16 protein-coding genes and 1 tRNA gene are annotated in these 19,446 nt (G+C 37.0%); 11 read left to right on the forward strand and 6 right to left on the reverse strand.

Going from position 1 to position 19,446, the window contains the following annotated elements:
- Positions 1–157: 157 nt before the first annotated feature.
- Both V6255_RS12020 and V6255_RS12025 read right to left on the reverse strand, forming a co-directional pair.
- Positions 158–233, reverse strand: a tRNA-Val gene (locus tag V6255_RS12020).
- A 117-nt stretch (positions 234–350) separates the two neighbouring features.
- The gene (locus tag V6255_RS12025; protein WP_341628379.1) at positions 351–1,001 is read right to left on the reverse strand and encodes an AhpA/YtjB family protein; all 651 of its coding nucleotides are present in this window, start codon (positions 999–1,001) and stop codon (positions 351–353) included.
- A 115-nt stretch (positions 1,002–1,116) separates the two neighbouring features.
- On the opposite strand from V6255_RS12025, the gene serB reads away from it, so the two are divergent.
- Entirely contained in the window at positions 1,117–2,142 is a 1,026-nt protein-coding gene (serB, locus tag V6255_RS12030; protein ID WP_341628380.1) for a phosphoserine phosphatase SerB, read from the forward strand.
- Positions 2,143–2,415: 273 nt separating this feature from the next.
- Here serB and V6255_RS12035 read toward each other — a convergent pair whose 3' ends face one another.
- Both V6255_RS12035 and V6255_RS12040 read right to left on the reverse strand, forming a co-directional pair.
- Complete coding sequence (locus V6255_RS12035) at positions 2,416–4,743, reverse strand: PilZ domain-containing protein (RefSeq protein WP_341628381.1); 2,328 nt, start codon at positions 4,741–4,743, stop codon at positions 2,416–2,418.
- A 115-nt stretch (positions 4,744–4,858) separates the two neighbouring features.
- Entirely contained in the window at positions 4,859–5,404 is a 546-nt protein-coding gene (locus V6255_RS12040) for a DUF2058 domain-containing protein (protein ID WP_341628382.1), read from the reverse strand.
- Between the two features lie 137 nt (positions 5,405–5,541).
- On the opposite strand from V6255_RS12040, the gene V6255_RS12045 reads away from it, so the two are divergent.
- Positions 5,542–5,940 carry a CBS domain-containing protein gene (locus V6255_RS12045; RefSeq protein WP_341628383.1) on the forward strand — a complete coding sequence of 133 codons (399 nt, stop codon included), beginning with the start codon at positions 5,542–5,544 and terminating at the stop codon, positions 5,938–5,940.
- 218 nt (positions 5,941–6,158) lie between these two features.
- On the opposite strand, the gene aat is transcribed toward V6255_RS12045, so the two are convergent.
- Positions 6,159–6,869, reverse strand: a complete 711-nt coding sequence (gene aat / locus V6255_RS12050; RefSeq protein ID WP_341628384.1) for a leucyl/phenylalanyl-tRNA--protein transferase — start codon at positions 6,867–6,869, stop codon at positions 6,159–6,161.
- Positions 6,870–7,553: 684 nt separating this feature from the next.
- Between aat and V6255_RS12055 the strand changes: the two genes are divergently transcribed.
- Entirely contained in the window at positions 7,554–8,159 is a 606-nt protein-coding gene (locus tag V6255_RS12055; protein WP_341628385.1) for a hypothetical protein, read from the forward strand.
- A 69-nt stretch (positions 8,160–8,228) separates the two neighbouring features.
- Here V6255_RS12055 and gltA read toward each other — a convergent pair whose 3' ends face one another.
- Positions 8,229–9,506, reverse strand: a complete 1,278-nt coding sequence (gene gltA / locus V6255_RS12060) for a citrate synthase (protein ID WP_160061417.1) — start codon at positions 9,504–9,506, stop codon at positions 8,229–8,231.
- A gap of 395 nt (positions 9,507–9,901) precedes the next feature.
- On the opposite strand from gltA, the gene sdhC reads away from it, so the two are divergent.
- The 8 genes from sdhC to sucD all read left to right on the forward strand — a co-directional run bounded on the left by sdhC (position 9,902) and on the right by sucD (position 19,370).
- On the forward strand, positions 9,902–10,276 hold the full coding sequence (sdhC, locus tag V6255_RS12065) for a succinate dehydrogenase, cytochrome b556 subunit (protein WP_425355927.1): 375 nt from the start codon (positions 9,902–9,904) through the stop codon (positions 10,274–10,276).
- Positions 10,270–10,614, forward strand: a complete 345-nt coding sequence (sdhD, locus tag V6255_RS12070) for a succinate dehydrogenase, hydrophobic membrane anchor protein (protein WP_341628386.1) — start codon at positions 10,270–10,272, stop codon at positions 10,612–10,614. The genes sdhC and sdhD overlap by 7 nt, the downstream gene beginning before the upstream one ends.
- A 1-nt stretch (position 10,615) precedes the next feature.
- A complete protein-coding gene (gene sdhA, locus V6255_RS12075; RefSeq protein ID WP_341628387.1) occupies positions 10,616–12,382 on the forward strand; it encodes a succinate dehydrogenase flavoprotein subunit in 1,767 nt (588 codons plus the stop codon).
- Positions 12,383–12,395: 13 nt separating this feature from the next.
- Positions 12,396–13,112 carry a succinate dehydrogenase iron-sulfur subunit gene (locus V6255_RS12080; protein WP_160061421.1) on the forward strand — a complete coding sequence of 239 codons (717 nt, stop codon included), beginning with the start codon at positions 12,396–12,398 and terminating at the stop codon, positions 13,110–13,112.
- 53 nt (positions 13,113–13,165) lie between these two features.
- Complete coding sequence (sucA, locus tag V6255_RS12085; RefSeq protein ID WP_160061422.1) at positions 13,166–15,976, forward strand: 2-oxoglutarate dehydrogenase E1 component; 2,811 nt, start codon at positions 13,166–13,168, stop codon at positions 15,974–15,976.
- Between the two features lie 55 nt (positions 15,977–16,031).
- Entirely contained in the window at positions 16,032–17,198 is a 1,167-nt protein-coding gene (gene odhB, locus V6255_RS12090) for a 2-oxoglutarate dehydrogenase complex dihydrolipoyllysine-residue succinyltransferase (protein ID WP_211235595.1), read from the forward strand.
- Positions 17,199–17,331: 133 nt separating this feature from the next.
- Positions 17,332–18,498 (forward strand): ADP-forming succinate--CoA ligase subunit beta, encoded by a 1,167-nt coding sequence (gene sucC, locus V6255_RS12095; protein WP_341628388.1) that lies wholly within the window; start codon positions 17,332–17,334, stop codon positions 18,496–18,498.
- Positions 18,498–19,370 carry a succinate--CoA ligase subunit alpha gene (sucD, locus tag V6255_RS12100; RefSeq protein ID WP_341628389.1) on the forward strand — a complete coding sequence of 291 codons (873 nt, stop codon included), beginning with the start codon at positions 18,498–18,500 and terminating at the stop codon, positions 19,368–19,370. The genes sucC and sucD overlap by 1 nt, the downstream gene beginning before the upstream one ends.
- Positions 19,371–19,446: the final 76 nt, after the last annotated feature.

Consider the following 19,446-nt stretch of genomic DNA (forward strand, 5'->3'; position numbering starts at 1 on the left):
AAATGATTACTTCAGAGGTTACTTCCATTGTTACCATAAGCAATAGATTCTATAAAACGTTAATAGAGACTGAAATAATTAGAAATAGACTAAAAGCTGATATAGAAAGTGTTTTAAATGAGATTTGGATATTAATCGAAAGGTTGAAGCTAAAAAGTGGTGCTCGCTACTGGACTTGAACCAGTGACCTACGCCATGTCATGGCGGCACTCTACCAACTGAGTTAAGCGAGCTTATATAGAAGCTGTTGAAAGCGAAGTGATTTTGCTGCATATCGGTGACGCTGTCAATAAAACTTTACTAACATTAGTTTGTTTGATGTATTTTTGTGCACTGTAGTGTTTGAATGCTTATTTATGCTCCGTTTTTTGTAATTTTGCCGCTTCTTGTTTGGTACGTTCAATTAGTTTTGGGACTTCAGAAACGAGTTGTTCGTAAAAACGGTTTAATTTTTTATAGAATACGGCCGTTAATAGTACACCAGCGATGAACGCTAAAATAAGCAACAGCCCTAAGATAGATAAACCACGTTCTTGATAATTTTGTATTAAGCTTAATATACGATCTTGCTCTAATGTCACTCGTATATAACCAATCTTATTCTCTTCAGCATATAATTCAGCAATATAAGGGATAACGCCTTCTGCATCATCACTTTCTTTATCGCCAAGTTTTAAGAGTACCGGTAAAGGTAAGGTTTCTTTTGATTGATACATGATTTTGCCGAATTGATCATAAATAGTGGCGTCTCTGACTATTGGATCACCACTTAGGTCGTCAATAAGTAACTGTAAGTCTTTTTCTTTTTTTTGAGAGAGGTAACGAGATGCTTCTGCGGCGGCTAAATTGGTTAAAGAGTAAGAGAATTTTTCGGTTTGTTGATACCGTACAGCGTTGGATTCATTTTCTAAACTAATGAATTGATAAGCAATAACAGCAAATAATACTAATATAGCTAATATTTGTAATGTACGTGTAAACCAAAAAAACTTATTACTCATATGCTTTACCTTCCAGTTATTCTATCTATGCTTGCATTATAAATTAGCAATCGTTATCTTGTGAGTCTTATTTTTATCACAGAATTTACAGCAATTAACCCATAGGTATATTACAGTGGAAACTACTATAGCACTTCAACTTCCTACAAACTCTCTTTCAATTATGCAATGGAATTCTGATTTACAATCAGAGTTTGAAAAAAGTGATGCATTATTTTTAATTAATGAAGAGTCTACTACTCCATTTTTATCTAAATCAGAATTAGTGGTGATGGCTAAAGGCCTGAATACAGATTTGTTGGTTGAATTAACCTCATTATTAGTTAAAAACGGCGTTACACAAGCGAAGTTAATCCATTTAGGTTGTATTGAAGGCGTTGATTTTATTCGATTATCTCTTAATGAGTCTGAAGTGGCGTTAAAAAATGACATTAAGTTATTTGCTAGTGAAAACGGTTGTGATATTGCATTAGTGGCTAAACTACCTGATTTTGATAAACCGGGTTTAGTCTTATTAGACATGGATTCGACGCTAATACAAATGGAATGCATTGATGAGATTGCGCGTTTATATGGGGTAGGGGAACAAGTTTCTGCTGTTACAGCGGCTGCCATGCGTGGTGAGTTAGACTTTAATGAAAGTTTACGTACTCGTGTTGGAAAATTAGCCGGTGCGCCTGAAAGCGTGATTAAAGAAGTGGCGGATAATATGCCATTAATGCCTGGTTTAGTTGAGCTGGTTAAAGGTTTAAAAGCGGCTCATTGGAAAGTGGCTATTGCGTCTGGTGGGTTTACGTATTTTGCTAATAGATTAAAAGACGATCATGGGTTTGATGCGGCTTATGCAAATACGCTAGAGATCGTTGATAATATGTTAACAGGCCAAGTAACGGGTGAGATTGTTAATGCGGATGTTAAAGCGCGTACATTAAAGGAATTAGCGACTCGTTATAATATTCCAATGTCACAAACGGTTGCGATTGGCGATGGTGCGAATGATTTGGTGATGATGGCGGCTTCTTCTTTAGGCATTGCTATTCATGCTAAGCCGATTGTGCAAGAGAAAGCATCTGTTGCATTAAATAACTTGGATTTAGATGGCGCGTTGTGTTTATTAAAGTCGGGTTCAGTTTCTAACTAAAAGCAGTTTAGTGAATGTTTTGATGTATGACTTTTAGGTATAACTTTTAGACATGGCTTTTAGGTATGACTTCTAGATATGGCTTCTAGATATGACTTTTAGCTATGCTTTTAACGATAACTTTTAGCTATTGCTTTTGACTATTGCTTTTGACTATGACTTTTAACTATAACTCTTAACGATAAATTTTAACCTATTAATTTTTTACATATTAATAAGGCTAACCGTTTGCAAGAGGTTAGCTTTATTCAATTCCTTAGTCGCTCGTTGATATTACACACCTAAGATTTGTTCGGTACGGTCAGTTATTTCAATGATCGCATTGATATTTAACATTTCATCTTCGATACGTTTACTTAAATGCATTGCATAACAAGAGATGACGTTTAGTTCCGAACTGATCACTTTTAGGCTAGGTGCTTCTATTGGCGTTAAACGGTAATGTAGTATTTGCAATTGATTGAGTTTTTTATGCTTTAAAATAAAATCTCTTTTACTTTTTTGAGATTCAAAGTCCTCATCTAAATAACTTTCAATTGACCACTTCTTATTGTCATCTTGTATTTTATTAACGTAAATAGTACGCTCAAAATTGAGTGGTTCTTGTTGCGTACAAGCCGCTCTGAGTGGCGCAATTAATAACCTTTCTAATAGTTTGTTATTAGAGAGTGCAATATGGTTGTTTTGGTTTTCATTGTTGGTTCCAAAACTAAATATTTGTTTTAGTGTTTTAGCATCTTCAGCTATCGATGAGAAACTAATCTTAGGTCGTCCACTTTGGGATGATACATAAAAGAATGCTTGGGATAGGGCTGGTTCAGCGACTTCGTGTAAACGTGTTGTTACTGGTTGTTTGTATGACTTTAGTGGGATTTCTTTAAAGTGCGTTGGGTTCTTCGCGACTAAGACTGAAAAGAACTGATACATCGCCATATAGCTTTCACGCGAAGCGACTTGTAAATGATAGACACTATTTGGACTTGATGAAATAACACGATATTCGATATTGGTTAATTCAAATTGAGTCGATATTTTTTGTAGATCAATAAAATCTATTTTGATTAAACTACGTCTTGATATTAGTTTAGCCGCATCAAGTTGGATTTTTAAACCTGAGCTAGAAAAATCAATAATTTTACCTGTTAAACTTGCATCATTCGTTTTTAAACTGATAGCACTGTTATAACTGTAACGTTCTTCTTTACGTAACTCTTCAGGAAATAAATCGTATACAGGCGTAAAACCTTCTTCATTTTGGCGGTGAACATATTTATTTAATAAGTTTGGATTGCCTTTTTCTGAGCGTGTATCTATTTTTATTATTTCTTTGGTTGCGATGGACGTTAACGTTGCTAGATGTGTAATCTCGCTAAATATCTGTGGTCGAATATCTGTTAGTTCATAGCTTTTTATGGCTTGATATTGATAGTTTTGCAACGTTAGATGGTAGCATCGCCAGTTTGATTTGCTTCTACCGTATTCAACAAATAAGTGTTTTAAATTATCTTGTTGTAACTCTTCTTCAGTTGCAGACAACAAGAATTCTTCACCTTCACTTATGTAGGTAAAACTATAAACCGTTGTAATTAATTTGGGTTTTGCAAATGTTAACAAGTTAGCAAGACGCTCTTTGCTAAATAAGAAAGGTAATTGATTGGAATTTTTGCAACGCCAATCATTTAATATTTCTTTGTTAACTGCATTTCTTAACATAAATAAAATAGGTTTATTATTATCGGCATTAAGATAAATGGGCAGACAATTCATGGCCATGAATGTACTGTCTTTTAAGCATTTCTCACGAGCAAGACGAAAGTAATATAGCACATCAAGTTTATATTTATGTTGGTTAGATCTGATAAAAGATCTAATGAAATTAACGAACAGTGGTTTGTCATCTTCAAGATTAAGGTAAAGATAAAAGCCTGTTTTTTCTTGTTGTTGTTTGACTAAACGATAATTTATTTTTTGATCGGATATCGCTTTATCTTTATATTCTTTACTCAGCGTTGTAAAACTTACTTTAATTAATTGACCGTCAAGGTGGCTGCGTTTTTCGAGTAATTTTATCTTTAAACCTGAAATAGAAATGTTAGATGTGGTTGCTTGATGTACCACACCGTCTTCAAATGTAATTTCAATTTTTGAAACATAAAACATACGTGCAGCTGCTTGCTTACGATGATTATTTAATTGTATATTTTCAGTTAAGGTTTCATTTATGGCTGTTTTGGCTACTTTAGTCGCTTGGTCACTTTGCTGTTGTTTTATTGTTTGTACATATTCTAAAACTTGCTCGTAAGCCCCAATTGTATACTCACCGTAGAGCTTAATCGCTGATGTTAGTGCTTTATCTGCACCCACAGTTAGGTAATGTGTTTGATCAAAGTAGGTATATTGCTTTGTTATATCGATTACTTTTTCACGCAGATCTATAATTCTTGTGCAAGGTTTTGTAATACGACTTATTTCCATTTTAATTAGAAATTTATCACTATTACTTTCACCAAAAAAAACCTTATCGAGCATACTATTAAAGTCAGCTGTATTATTAAATGGTATTAGCGTTTCGATTTGTGATTGGTAGTCCTTTACGTTCATAAATATAGACGTCTCTTATTATGGGTAGAATATTGCCAGACTGAAATACATGTCAGTAAAAGCTATTTTAGATCTTGCTGGCGATAAGTCACTTATTTATATAGATTTTTGTGCTTTACCACATTAAATCGTCAGGAATTGCGAATTCTGCATAAGGGTCATCTTCATCATTCTTAGATTCAACTTCAGCTTGATCGTGTAAAGCAACTAACACTGATTCATCTATAGCACGTAATTTTTCTGCCGCTTCTTTATTGATTAGATAAAACTCTTCATTTAATACACAAATTGCGAAAACACCTTTAATTAGGCCTTTTTGAATAATTGATTTAACGGCAATTCGTTTTACTTTGTTGTCATAAGTAAAGTGGTAGTCTAATTCACCTTGATAATCTTTTTCACAATGTTGGGCGATCATTTGTATTAATTTCCCATGAGCAGCACGTTTTGCCAATTCTTGTTGTGTTTGTTGATTATTTTCAAGGTCTTTTTGTTTTTGTTGTTCTGCTTTTGCTTGTACAGCAAGTTGTACGTCTGAGATGACAACAGTGCCTTTTTTCTTCTTTTGTTTTGCTTGGCGGCGTTTGTCTGTTTGTGCTTGTTTTGCTTTCTGTTTATTAACTAAACCTGAATTCATTAATTGGTCTTGTAATGAAGCCATATTGAAACCCTTCAGTGATGATATATAAAGGAATTAGTTTATCACACTATATTATTCGAAATATCGACTTTGTTATTAAAATGGTTTAGATTGAAATCATGTATAAAATATGCACAAAATAATAAAAGGAACTGAATATGTTAAAAAATCTACAAGTGAAACAATTCATGTCAGGCAAAAGTATTGCGTTTACTAAAGAGATGAATTTACAAACTGCAGTGGAAAAACTATTAAGTTCCAACTTAATTGGTGGCCCTGTCATTAATAGCGAAGGCCATGTTGTTGGGTGGTTATCAGAGCAAGATTGTTTAGCTAAAATCATTGAGGCTAGCTATTACAGTGACCATTCTGCATTAGTCGAAGATGTTATGTCTGACTCACCGTTGAGTATCCCATCGACACTTAGTATTGTGGATCTAGCGCAAAAAATGATACATGAGAAACCAAAGATGTACCCAGTCTTAGATGAAGATAATGTTTACGTTGGTTTAATCACGCGTAAAATGGTGTTAGGTGCGATGAAAACTCAGTTATAACTTCACTTATTATCTTTATTACCTGTGATTTATTGCTACTAGTTTTTATAACTGGTTATTTTTAATCATTCACCTTAAATAACGCAGTCCAAATAGGGTGGTCTATATTATCGAAGTATATAAATGTGCAATAGGTTGCACATTTATGTTTGTTCATTATATTGAATTTAACATTAATTCATTTATATATTTCTTCTGCTAATGTTAACAAAAAGCCCTTAAAGTAACGTGATTTTCTGTTTGTCCCAGCAGCTTTTAGCAGTAATGCTGTTTTTATATTGTGTTAACTGCTCAATAAAGTCGTCTCTTGTATTGGCGACGACCCCTAGACTTTCTAAATGTGGCGTCATCATTTGACAATCAATTATTTGACCTTGATAACGACTGAAATGTTGGCACAAGGCAATAAAAGCCAATTTTGATGCATTGGTTTGCTGGTGAAACATTGATTCTCCACAAAATACCGAGCCAATATTAACGCCATATAAACCACCGACTAATATCTCTTTATCCCACACTTCAACTGAGTGTGCTGCCCCTATTTTATGTAATTTTTTATAAGCATTTTTTATTGCAGGGCTTATCCATGTCTCTGCTTGTGTTTTACGTGGAATGGCGCAAGCATTGATAACCTCAGTGAAGGCATGATTAATGGTAACTGTTAACGAAGTGTGGCGAATAAACTTTGCCATGCTTTTACTAATACGCACTTGTGCTGGGTTTATTACTGCACGCTCAATAGGGCTCCACCATAATATAGGCTCACCTTCAGAAAACCACGGGAAGATGGCTTGCTGATAAGCTTGAAGTAAACGAGTGGTAGATAAATCGCCTCCAATAGCTAATAAACCTTCTGGGTCTTCCATTGAGTTGATTGGGTCAGGAAAATAAACATCGTCAGGGGACAATACAAACAGTTGTTTTGACATGGAATCTCTAAAGTTGTTTTGAAAACTTGCATACAGCGAGTTTATTAAATAAGTGTTTGTTAAACGTTACTATGTAGCGCCAATGTAAAGCAATCATATTTGTAATATGCATCACTTTATTGTTTAGCTATGTTGTTTAGATAAGTTACTTAACTGTATTGCTTAAGTATATTTCACAACTATACCTCACAATTATACTTCACAATTAGACCTCATAACTATGCTTCACAATTACACCTCATAACTATGCCTCATAACTATATATCATAACTATACCTTACAATTATACCGCTTAGTGGTGCCATAAAACTGTGTCGTATAATGGGGTTGTTGGTGGTGATGACTGCTTTTAAATATTAATATTTAATATCAGTAGTTTAAATGTTTTAAGGCGTTATTGTCATTATGTTTAATGTATCGTTAATTGGTAAAATACCTGAGTAGGTCTTCTTTTAAGTTGCTTTTTAAATGATAAATCAATAGTTAGTTTGCCTTTTAAATTTAATAAAAAAGACTGATTTTATAAAAATTTATCCATCGAATTCTCCTATATTTCTTTTAAGGATGTAGGTTGCAAATATATTTAATCGTTACTAAACGTATTTAACGTGTGTATTTGTTATCTTAAGTTGAATTAGTGTGTTTAAATTTCTTATATTGTAATAAAAAATTAAGTGAATATGTATGAGTGACGTAAATTATCAAAGTTTGTTTGAAGTGCTGAAACAAAAAGAAGAAGCGAATGGAAAAATTATTATTATTTTAACGCCAGATTTAAGTATTCCAACACATGATTTGATGATCAGACATCGAGTTAAGTTTGATACTGTTATTAATTTTAAAGCGCTTACAGAGTGTGGCAGTCATATAACCCAAACGATGGGCAGTTCGACACAGTTTTATACGTTAAATAATGAATACAAAGCTGCTGTATTTATTCAAAGCGAATTTATCCCGTATGGTTCAGATTGTAATGAAAATATAATGAACGAGGCTTATCGATACGTTTTTCTGATGCAAGAACTTGCACATATAAATGATGTTGAAAATGGGATTAATTTTGATAAAGAAACTGAAGGGGGAGATTTAATTAAAGCTGGTGTTTACGCTAAGGTTTGCACGCTGAAGCACCTTACCCTTAAAAAACAGACTTATGCACGAATGCTATACGCGAAGACATTACTAAAAGTAGATGATGTTAAAAATGAATATGCTTTGAAGGTTCAAAGAGAAGTAATGAAAAAATATCCGAAGAAAAAGTTAATTCAATGGTCAAAGCAGTCGAGTTAAAAAATATCAACCCTCACGAATTAGAGTGAGGGTTGATTCAGCGTTTTATGGCTATTTTTATTTCACTATTTACTTTTCTGGGTACGTTAAATCTACTTCACCAGTGTATAACTGACGAGGACGACCAATTTTTTGGCCTGGTTGATCTAACATTTCTTTCCAGTGTGAAATCCAACCTACAGTACGTGATACAGCAAAAATTACTGTAAACATGGTACGTGGGATGCCCATTGCACGTAAAACGATACCTGAGTAGAAATCTACATTAGGGTAAAGTTTTTTCTCGATGAAGTATGGGTCTTCAAGCGCAATACGCTCTAATTCCATTGCTACATCTAGAAGTGGATCGTCAATGTTTAATTCTTCAAGTACTTCATGACATGTTTTACGCATCACTGTTGCACGTGGATCGTGGTTTTTGTAAACGCGATGACCAAAGCCCATTAGACGGAATGGGTCATTTTTATCTTTCGCTCTTGCAACAAATTCAGGAATGCGATCAACAGAACCAATTTCTTCTAACATTTCTAAACATGCTTCATTAGCGCCGCCATGTGCAGGACCCCATAAAGAAGCAATACCCGCTGCAATACATGCAAATGGGTTAGCACCAGATGAACCAGCTAAACGTACAGTAGACGTTGATGCATTTTGTTCATGGTCAGCATGAAGGATTAAAATTTTATCCATCGCACTTTCTAAAACAGGGTTAACTACATATTCTTCACAAGGAATACCAAACATCATCTTCAAGAAGTTACCCGCATAAGACAATGTGTTATCTGGGTACATGAATGGTTGGCCTACAGAATATTTGTAACTCATTGCTGCAAGTGTTGGTACTTTTGAAATAAGACGAAATGCTGCTATTTCACGACAAGATTCGTTAGAGATGTCTAATGAATCGTGGTAGAAAGCAGATAGGGCACCAACAACACCAACCATGATTGCCATTGGGTGTGAATCACGACGGAATCCACGGTAAAAAGCAACTAGCTGTTCATGAAGCATTGTGTGGTGAAGTACAGTATGTTTGAATTTTGCAAATTCTTCTGTGCTAGGTAATTGACCGTTTAACAACAGATAACAAACTTCTAAATAATCTGATTTATCTGCTAATTCATCTATTGCGTAACCACGGTGTAATAAAATTCCTTTGTCACCATCGATGTAAGTAATTGCAGACTCACAAGAAGCTGTAGCAAGGAATCCAGGGTCGTAAGTGAAGTAACCAGTTTTACCTAAGCTACGAATATCAATTACATCATTACCAGCCGATCCTTGATGGATTGGTAGTTCTACAGGATCCTGACCTGGTAAATGAAGTATTGCGACTTTATCCGACATTATTCTCTCCCTTGACTTAAAATTATTATACTCTTTTTTTTGATGGCATATTTTTACAGTCTAACATTGACCTTGTCAAATTTAACATTTCAACTTTGAGAGCTGAAGTTGTTAACAATTAAAATTACTCCGAACAGAGAAAAAGTACAATCAATATTAAAAGAAAATTTTCTCAATTAGCACTACAAGTCTGGCGCTGTCTCTGGTAATCTGACACTTGAGTGAGCTGAAATTTTTTGTGTTTATTTTATGTCTAATAAGTCACAAACTTTATTTTTAATTGTGTTTGGTTCACAAAAGAAATATTTTACTTGTCACAAAGTGTTAACAATATGCTAACAATAGTGCCTGTGAAAACAACCCCTTACTTTTAGCCATTAATAAAGAGAAAAATTGTGCGCAAAGAGAGACCAAAAAATTTAGACCTATCCACGGTCCAATTTCCCATTACTGCTACAGCATCTATTCTGCATCGTATTTCTGGGATTATCGTTTTTATTGCCTTGGCAATATTCTTAACCCTCCTAAATTGTTCGCTAACCTCCGCTGAAGATTTTCAACGTGTACAAGGCTATTTTGACTTGTTCATCGTAGAATTTGTTTTTTGGGGTTCGTTAACGGGTCTTGCTTACCATGCTGTTTTTGGTATTAGACATATGATTCAAGACTTAGGGCATTGGGAAGAGTTAGAGAGTGCTTCATTAAGTGCAAAAGTAGGTTTTGCGATTACTGCTGTGCTATCAATTTTAGCGGGGATTTTAGTATGGTAAAGGTTGCAGGTACTTTTGGACGAAGTGGTGTGCATGATTATATTTTGTTGCGTGCCAGTGCTGTCATTCTTCTTGCTTACATTTTATATCTTGTAGGCTTCATTGCTTCGACTGATCTAACTTATCAGGTCTGGACAGGTTTTTTCTCTTTAACATTTACTAAAGTGCTGACGTTAATGGCGTTGGTTTCAATGCTTATTCATTCTTGGATTGGTATTTGGCAGGTGTTAACAGATTACGTTAAATGTACGTTATTACGTGGCACATTACAGTTTGTGTTAACGACAGTTGCATTCGCGTATGTTGTTTTTGGTTTTGTAATTTTGTGGGGTGTTTAAGGTGAGTTTACCTATTCGTGAATTTGATGCGATTGTTATTGGTGCTGGTGGTGCAGGTATGCGCGCGGCACTCTCTATTTCGCAGGAAGGAAAAAGCTGTGCGTTGATTACGAAAGTATTTCCAACGCGCTCACACACGGTATCAGCTCAAGGCGGTATTACTGTTGCATTGGGCAATGCACATGCCGATAACTGGCAATGGCACATGTACGATACGGTTAAAGGTTCTGATTTTATCGGTGACCAAGACGCTATCGAATATATGTGTAATGAAGGACCTGAAGCGGTTCGTGAATTAGAAAATATGGGATTGCCTTTTTCTCGTTTTGAAGACGGTTCTGTATATCAACGTCCTTTTGGTGGGCAATCTAAAGAGTTTGGTGGTGAACAAGCGGCACGTACTGCAGCAGCAGCAGACCGAACAGGTCATGCATTGTTACATACGCTTTACCAACAGAACATTAAAAACAAGACAACCATTTTCTCTGAATGGTATGCACTTGATTTAGTTAAAAATGACGATGGTGATGTTGTAGGTTGTACAGCTATTGAAATTGAGACGGGTGAAGTTTGCATGTTTAAAGCGCAAGCGACAGTACTCGCAACGGGTGGAGCAGGGCGTATTTATGCTTCAACAACCAATGCACACATTAATACTGGTGACGGTGTTGGTATGGCATTACGTGCTGGCGTGCCAGTACAAGATATGGAAATGTGGCAATTTCACCCAACCGGTATAGCGGGTGCGGGTACATTGGTTACAGAAGGTTGTCGTGGTGAAGGTGGTTACCTGCTTAATAAAGACGGCGAACGTTTCATGGAACGTTATGCACCGAATGCTAAAGATTTAGCTGGTCGTGATGTTGTTGCTCGTTCTATCATGATTGAAATTCGTGAAGGTCGTGGTTGTGAGGGGCCTTGGGGAACGCATATTAAATTGAAACTAGATCATCTTGGTAAAGATGTTTTAGAAAGTCGTTTACCAGGTGTTTGTGACTTATCTCGTACGTTTGCACATGTTGATCCTGTACATGAGCCAATTCCAATTATACCAACTTGTCATTATATGATGGGTGGCGTTCCAACAACGGTTAATGGTCAAGCATTAAAACTTGATAAAGACGGTAAAGATATTGAAGTGAAAGGGTTGTTTGCGGTAGGTGAAATCGCATGTGTATCGGTTCATGGTGCTAACCGTTTAGGTGGTAACTCTTTATTAGACTTAGTTGTTTTCGGTCGAGCTGCAGGTAAGCATCTTGGTAAAGTATTAAGTGAAGAAAATACGTCGAAAGCACCGACTGAAGCAAATATTGAAGCTGCATTAGAGCGTTATAATCGTTGGGAAAAAGGTGCTGGCACTGAATGTCCAAACGAAATTCGTAAAGACTTGAAAGAATGTATGCAGAATAACTTTGGTGTATTCCGTGACGGTCCAGCAATGGCTGAAGGTCTTGCTGAACTTGAAGTAATTCGTGAACGTCTTAAAAATGCAAAATTAAGCGATAAGAGCAGTGAGTTTAATACTGACCGAATCGAGTGTTTAGAATTAGATAACTTAATGGAAACAGCTTTAGCAACCGCTAAGTCTGCTAATTTCCGTACAGAAAGTCGTGGTGCGCATAGCCGATTCGATTTCCCTGATCGTGATGATGCTAACTGGTTACACCACAGTATGTACATTGCAGAAACAGAAAGTATGTGTAAACGTGACGTTAATATGGCGCCAGTACTACGTGAAGCTTTCCCACCTAAAGCGCGTGTTTACTAGAAGGTTTATAGATATGAATATTAATTTTTCAATTTACCGTTACAACCCTGATGTTGATAAGAAACCTTATATGCAGGACACGTCATTAGATGTGCCTGAAGGTTCAGATATGATGGTGCTTGATGCGCTTATTTTACTTAAAGAAAAAGATGCATCGCTTTCATTCCGTCGTTCATGCCGCGAAGGTGTTTGTGGTTCGGATGGCGTTAATATGAATGGTAAAAATGGACTTGCATGTATTACGCCATTGTCTGACGTGTTATCAACAGGCAAAAAAGTAATTATCCGTCCACTACCAGGCTTGCCAGTGATACGCGATTTAGTTATCGATATGACACAGTTTTATACTCAGTATGAAAAAGTGAAACCATTTTTAATTAATGACGATCGTACACCGCCTGCTGGGGAATTTAAACAATCTCCAGAAGAGCGTGAAAAACTTGATGGTTTATACGAATGTATTTTATGTGCATGTTGTTCAACGTCATGTCCTTCATTTTGGTGGAACCCAGATAAGTTTATTGGTCCAGCTGGTTTATTAGCTGCTTACCGTTTTCTTATTGATAGTCGAGATAGTGCAACTGAAGAACGCTTGTCGAATTTAGATGATGCTTTTAGTGTTTTTCGTTGTCACAGTATCATGAACTGCGTTAGTGTTTGTCCTAAGGGATTAAACCCTACCAAAGCGATTGGTAAAATTAAATCTATGTTATTACAGCGCGCTGTTTAATTTTTAACTAAGCATTACTAATTAAGCAATTAATAAAAGTATAAGGAATGTTAATGCCAACTAATGTTATGGAAACTTGGTTAGCCTCATCGCATCTTTCCGGGGCAAATTCTACTTATATCGAAGACATTTACGAATTGTATTTAGAGGATCCACTTGCTGTGGACGCTAATTGGCGTGAAGTTTTTGATGAGTTACCAAGCGTGACTGATGCTCCTGAGGAGCGTCATTCAATTATCCGTGAACAGATGAAGCTTGCGGCCAAAGGGCCAAAATGTTTCACACCACCAGATGGTGCTGTTCACAATGATGCAAAACAAGTCAAAGTTTTACAATTAATCGGTGCTTATCGTAACCGTGGACATGAAATTGCTAACTTAGATCCTCTTGGTTTAGTTAAAACAGAATCAGTTAAAGAGTTAGACCCTTTTTATCATGAACTAACAGGTTCTGATTTAGATGCTAACTTTAATGTCGGTTCATTTGCTGCTGGCAATGAAACAATGGTATTAAAGGATCTTATTGCATCGCTTAAACGAACTTATTGTGGCTCGTTAGGTGTGGAATACATGCACATCACTAATACTGATGAAAAGCGTTGGATCCAAAACCGTATTGAGTCATGTGAAAGCAGCCCATCGTTCAGTAACGAAGCTAAAAATCGATTTTTAGAAGAGTTAACAGCAGCAGAAGGGCTAGAACGTTATATCGGTTCTAAATTCCCTGGTGCAAAACGTTTCTCTCTAGAAGGTGGTGACTCTTTTGTTCCTATGCTTAAAGAAGTCATTAGACGTTCTGGTGAGCAAGGCGCACATGAAGTAGTTATCGGCATGGCTCACCGTGGACGTTTAAATGTTTTAGTAAACGTATTAGGTAAAAAACCAACTGACTTATTTAATGAGTTTGCTGGTAAACATGCCAATATCGATGGATCAAGTGATGTTAAATATCACCAAGGTTTCAGTAGTGACTTTAAAACGGCTAAAGGTAATGTTCATTTATCACTAGCGTTTAACCCATCACACTTAGAAATCGTTAACCCAGTTGTGTTAGGTTCGGTTCGTGCACGTCAAGAACGTTTGAACAGTATTGGTGAAAGTGTTTTACCTATCACTATTCATGGTGACTCAGCAATTGCTGGTCAAGGTGTTGTGCAAGAGACATTCAATATGTCGCAAGCTCGTGCCTTTAAAGTAAGTGGTACTATTCGTATCGTCATCAACAACCAAGTTGGTTTTACTACTTCAGATCCTCAAGATACGCGTTCAACTCGTTACTGTACTGACATTGCTAAAATGGTCCAAGCGCCTATTTTCCATGTTAACGGTGATGATCCTGAAGCCGTCATGCAGGCAGCACATATTGCTATTGATTTCCGTAATAAATTCAAGCGAGATGTGGTTATTGATTTAGTTTGTTATCGTCGTCATGGCCATAATGAAGCTGATGAGCCGAGTGCAACACAGCCAGTGATGTACCAAAAAATTAAAAAACATCCAACGCCTCGTGAAATCTACAGCAAGCAATTAGAAAGCGAAGGTGTTATTGCAGATGGTTTTGCTAAGCAGCTAGTCTCTGATTACCGTGATGCCTTAGATAATGGCGAATGCGTTGTTAAAGAATGGCAAGCGATGCAAGGCAATTCAATTGATTGGTCTCCTTATCTAAAACATGATTGGGATTTACCATACGAAGCGGGTTTCCAAAAACAACGCTTAGTTGAATTAGCTGAATCTATTAGTCATTACCCAGAAGATCAGAAACAACACTCTCGTATTGCTAAGATCTATAACGATCGTGTAGCAATGGCACGTGGTGAGAAACTGTTAGATTGGGGTTTCGCTGAAAACTTAGCTTACGCAACGTTATTAGACTCTAAGTATAATATTCGTTTAGTGGGTCAAGATTCTGCACGTGGTACCTTCTTCCATCGTCATGCTGTTCTACATGAGCAAACTGAAGCTAAACGTTATACTCCTCTTCAAAATATCTCTGATGACCAAGGTCATTTCGATGTTTATGATTCAGTGTTATCTGAAGAAGCGGTGTTAGCATTTGAATACGGTTATTCAACTGGTGCACCTAAAGGTTTATGTATTTGGGAAGCGCAGTTTGGTGACTTTGCAAATGGTGCTCAAGTTGTATTTGACCAATTCTTATCATCAGGTGAGCAGAAGTGGGGCCGTATGTGTGGTTTGACTGTTTTATTACCGCATGGTTATGAAGGTCAAGGTCCAGAGCATTCATCAGCTCGTTTAGAACGTTTTTTACAATTATGTGCTGAGCATAATATGCAGGTATGTGTTCCTTCAACACCTGCTCAGGTTTACCACATGTTACGTCGCCAAGTAATTCGTTCAATGCGTCGTCCATTAATTGTTATGTCACCTAAATCATTGTTACGTCATCCATTAGCCGTTTCTAGCTTAGATGAATTAGCATCAGGTACATTCTTAAATGCAATTGGTGAAGTGGATGAGTTAGACCCAGAAGCTGTGACTCGTATTATTCTATGTAGTGGTAAAGTTTATTACGAACTACTAGAAAAACGTCGTGCTGAAGGTTTAAACCATGTCGCTATTATACGTATCGAACAACTTTACCCATTCCCAACGGATGAAGTAAATGATTTGCTTGAGCAGTATGCACATGTAACTGAGTTTATTTGGTGTCAAGAAGAGCCTCAAAACCAGGGTGCTTGGTACTGCAGTCAACATAATTTCCGTACTGTAATGCCCGAAGGCGCTACGCTGCAATACGCAGGTCGTGCTGCATCAGCATCAACGGCGGTAGGTTATATGTCTCTACATGTTAAGCAACAAAAAGCATTAGTGAACGAAGCACTTGGTTTTGATGAACAGTAATCAAAATTAAATCGAATTTATTGAATAAAAATTATTATTGTAGGAAGCGTTAATTATGATTGAAGTATTAGTTCCAGAACTTCCAGAATCAGTTGCAGATGCAACTGTAGCAACTTGGCACAAACAACCTGGCGACTTCGTTGAGCGTGATGAAGTATTAGTTGAAATCGAAACCGATAAAGTTGTTTTAGAAGTACCTGCTACTGCATCAGGTATTTTAAAAGAAATCATTGAAGATGAAGGTGCAACTGTACTTTCTAAGCAATTATTAGCTAAATTAGAAGAAGCAGATGCACCTGCTGCAGCTAAAGAAGAAGCTGCTCCAGCTGAAGCGCCTGCAGCAACTGCTGATGCAAGCCCATCTGTACGTCGTTTAATGCTTGAAGAAGGCATTGATGCACGTGATATCAAAGGGTCTGGTAAAGGTGGTGTTATCACTCGTGAAGATGTAGATAACTTCCGTACGTCTAAAAACAAAAGTGAAACTGCACCTAAAGTTGATATCGTTGCTGCTGTTGCTGCTCGTAGCGACAAACGCGTACCAATGACACGTTTACGTAAACGTGTTGCTGAGCGTCTATTAGAAGCTAAAAACTCAACAGCAATGTTAACGACTTTTAACGAAGTAAACATGAAACCAATCATGGATCTTCGTAAGCAGTATCAAGAAGTGTTTGAGAAAAAACATGGTATCCGTTTAGGTTTCATGTCTTTCTACATTAAAGCGGTGACTGAAGCGCTTAAACGTTACCCAGAAGTAAATGCAGCAATTGACGGTACAGATATTGTTTACCACAACTTCTTTGACATCAGCATTGCAGTATCAACACCACGTGGTCTTGTAACACCCGTTTTACGTGATACAGATACATTAAGTGTTGCTGACATTGAAAAAGGTATTCGTGAGCTTGCCATTAAAGGTCGTGACGGAAAATTAACCGTTGATGAAATGATGGGCGGTAACTTTACGGTTACTAACGGTGGTGTATTTGGTTCACTACTTTCAACACCAATTATTAACCCACCACAAGCGGCTATCTTAGGTATGCACAAAATCCAAGACCGCCCAATGGCCATTAATGGTGAAGTGAAAATTTTACCTATGATGTACCTAGCACTTTCATACGATCATCGTTTAATTGATGGCAAAGAATCAGTAGGATTCTTAGTAACAATCAAAGAACTGCTTGAAGATCCAACACGTCTATTACTAGACGTTTAATATTTGTTTTTTAATATTGATTTTTAAGTATTAATCGATTGGCTGTTTGTTTTATTAAACAGCCACAAAAAAATTGTTTTTACACTCACGGCCTTCGGGCTATTAAGTTTAACTAAACAGATGGAAATAAATCATGAATTTGCATGAATATCAGGCAAAACAATTATTTAAAGAATACGGTTTACCGGTTCCTAATGGTGTCGCTTGTGATACCGCTGAAGATGCTGTAAATGCTGCATCTAAATTAGGTGGCGAGCGTTGGGTTATTAAATGTCAGGTACATGCGGGCGGTCGTGGTAAAGCGGGTGGCGTTGAATTAGTTGATTCAGATGAAAAAATCCGTGGATTTGCTAACAAATGGTTAGGTCAAAATTTAGTGACTTACCAAACAGATGCAAATGGCCAACCAGTTAATAAATTATTATTAGAAGAATGTAGTGACATTGCTAATGAGCTTTATTTAGGTGCGGTTATTGACCGTGCTTCACAACGTGTTACGTTCATGGCCTCTACTGAAGGCGGTGTTGAAATTGAGAAAGTTGCTGAAGAAACACCTGAGCTTATTCATACTGCTATGATTGACCCATTGGTTGGCGCACAAGCGTACCAAGGTCGTGAATTAGCATTTAAATTAGGTCTTTCTGGTAAGCAAGTAGGTCAATTTACTAAAATTTTCCTAGGCTTAGCGACTATTTTTGAACAGAAAGATTTATCATTATTAGAAATCAATCCATTAGTTGTTACTGGTGCTGATGACCTAATTTGTCTTGACGGTAAAATTTCTATCGATTCAAATGCAATGTACCGTCAAAAAGAGCTTCTAGCGATTAACGATACAACGCAAGATGACGAACGTGAAATGCATGCTGCACAGTGGGAATTAAACTACGTAGCACTAGACGGAAACATTGGCTGTATGGTTAATGGTGCTGGTCTTGCTATGGGTACGATGGACATGGTTAACTTACATGGCGGCAACCCGGCTAACTTCCTAGATGTTGGCGGCGGCGCAACTAAAGAACGTGTTACTGAAGCATTTAAAATTATCCTTTCTGACGATAAAGTTAAAGCTGTTTTAGTTAACATCTTCGGCGGTATCGTACGTTGTGATTTAATCGCAGACGGCGTTATCGGTGCAGTTGCAGAAGTAGGTGTATCTGTTCCTGTTATCGTTCGTTTAGAAGGTAATAATGCTGAGTTAGGTCGTAAGATTCTAGCTGAGTCAGGTCTTAATATTATTGCAGCAACATCATTAACAGATGCTGCGCAGCAGTCTGTTAAAGCGGTAGGTGGAAAATAATGAGCATTTTAATTAATAAAGATACTAAAGTAATTTGTCAGGGTTTCACTGGTGGTCAAGGTACTTTCCACTCTGAGCAAGCACTTGAGTACGGTACACAAATGGTTGGTGGTGTTTCTCCTGGTAAAGGCGGTCAAACACATTTAGGTCTTCCTGTATTTAATACAGTACGTGAAGCAGTAGAAAAAACTGGCGCAACAGCTTCAGTTATCTACGTACCAGCACCATTTTGTAAAGATGCTATTTTAGAAGCGATTGATGCAGGTATTAAATTAATCGTTACTATTACTGAAGGTATCCCAACACTAGATTTAGTTGCAGTTAAAATCAAACTAGATCAAGAAGGCGTTGTGATGATCGGTCCTAACTGTCCTGGTGTTATTACACCTGATGAATGTAAAATCGGCATCATGCCTGGTCACATTCATAAGAAAGGTAAAGTAGGTATCGTATCGCGTTCAGGTACATTAACTTATGAAGCAGTTAAACAAACTACTGATGAAGGTTTCGGCCAATCAACTTGTGTTGGTATCGGTGGCGACCCAATCCCAGGTTCAAGCTTCATTGATATCTTAAAATTATTCCAAGAAGATCCTGAAACTGAAGCAATCGTAATGATTGGTGAAATCGGTGGTACTGCGGAAGAAGAAGCGGCTGCTTATATCAAAGTAAACGTAACTAAACCTGTTGTTTCTTACATTGCCGGTGTTACTGCACCTGCTGGTAAGCGTATGGGTCATGCTGGCGCAATTATCGCTGGCGGTAAAGGTACTGCTGAAGATAAATTTAAAGCACTTGAAGATGCAGGCGTGAAAACGACTAAATCTCTAGCTGAAATCGGTAGCGCATTGCGCGAAATCACTGGTTGGTAATCTCTTAACAGAGTGCTAATCACCAAGCCTCGCTTTTAGCGGGGCTTTTTTATGCCTGCTATTTATGTTGTGGTTA

Origin of the sequence: Psychromonas arctica (assembly GCF_038155225.1) — a bacterium.
Lineage (GTDB): Bacteria > Pseudomonadota > Gammaproteobacteria > Enterobacterales > Psychromonadaceae > Psychromonas > Psychromonas arctica_B.

Bases quoted from the DNA above. Each gene is read 5' to 3' on its own strand.
- V6255_RS12040 (WP_341628382.1), bottom strand. From the start codon at position 5,404: ATGGCTTCATTACAAGACCAATTAATGAATTCAGGTTTAGTTAATAAA.
- sdhD (WP_341628386.1), top strand. From the start codon at position 10,270: ATGGTAAAGGTTGCAGGTACTTTTGGACGAAGTGGTGTGCATGATTAT.
- sucC (WP_341628388.1), top strand. From the start codon at position 17,332: ATGAATTTGCATGAATATCAGGCAAAACAATTATTTAAAGAATACGGT.
- aat (WP_341628384.1), bottom strand. From the start codon at position 6,869: ATGTCAAAACAACTGTTTGTATTGTCCCCTGACGATGTTTATTTTCCT.
- gltA (WP_160061417.1), bottom strand. From the start codon at position 9,506: ATGTCGGATAAAGTCGCAATACTTCATTTACCAGGTCAGGATCCTGTA.
- V6255_RS12080 (WP_160061421.1), top strand. From the start codon at position 12,396: ATGAATATTAATTTTTCAATTTACCGTTACAACCCTGATGTTGATAAG.
- sucD (WP_341628389.1), top strand. From the start codon at position 18,498: ATGAGCATTTTAATTAATAAAGATACTAAAGTAATTTGTCAGGGTTTC.
- odhB (WP_211235595.1), top strand. From the start codon at position 16,032: ATGATTGAAGTATTAGTTCCAGAACTTCCAGAATCAGTTGCAGATGCA.
- V6255_RS12055 (WP_341628385.1), top strand. From the start codon at position 7,554: ATGAGTGACGTAAATTATCAAAGTTTGTTTGAAGTGCTGAAACAAAAA.
- sucA (WP_160061422.1), top strand. From the start codon at position 13,166: ATGCCAACTAATGTTATGGAAACTTGGTTAGCCTCATCGCATCTTTCC.
- V6255_RS12025 (WP_341628379.1), bottom strand. From the start codon at position 1,001: ATGAGTAATAAGTTTTTTTGGTTTACACGTACATTACAAATATTAGCT.
- V6255_RS12045 (WP_341628383.1), top strand. From the start codon at position 5,542: ATGTTAAAAAATCTACAAGTGAAACAATTCATGTCAGGCAAAAGTATT.
- V6255_RS12035 (WP_341628381.1), bottom strand. From the start codon at position 4,743: ATGAACGTAAAGGACTACCAATCACAAATCGAAACGCTAATACCATTT.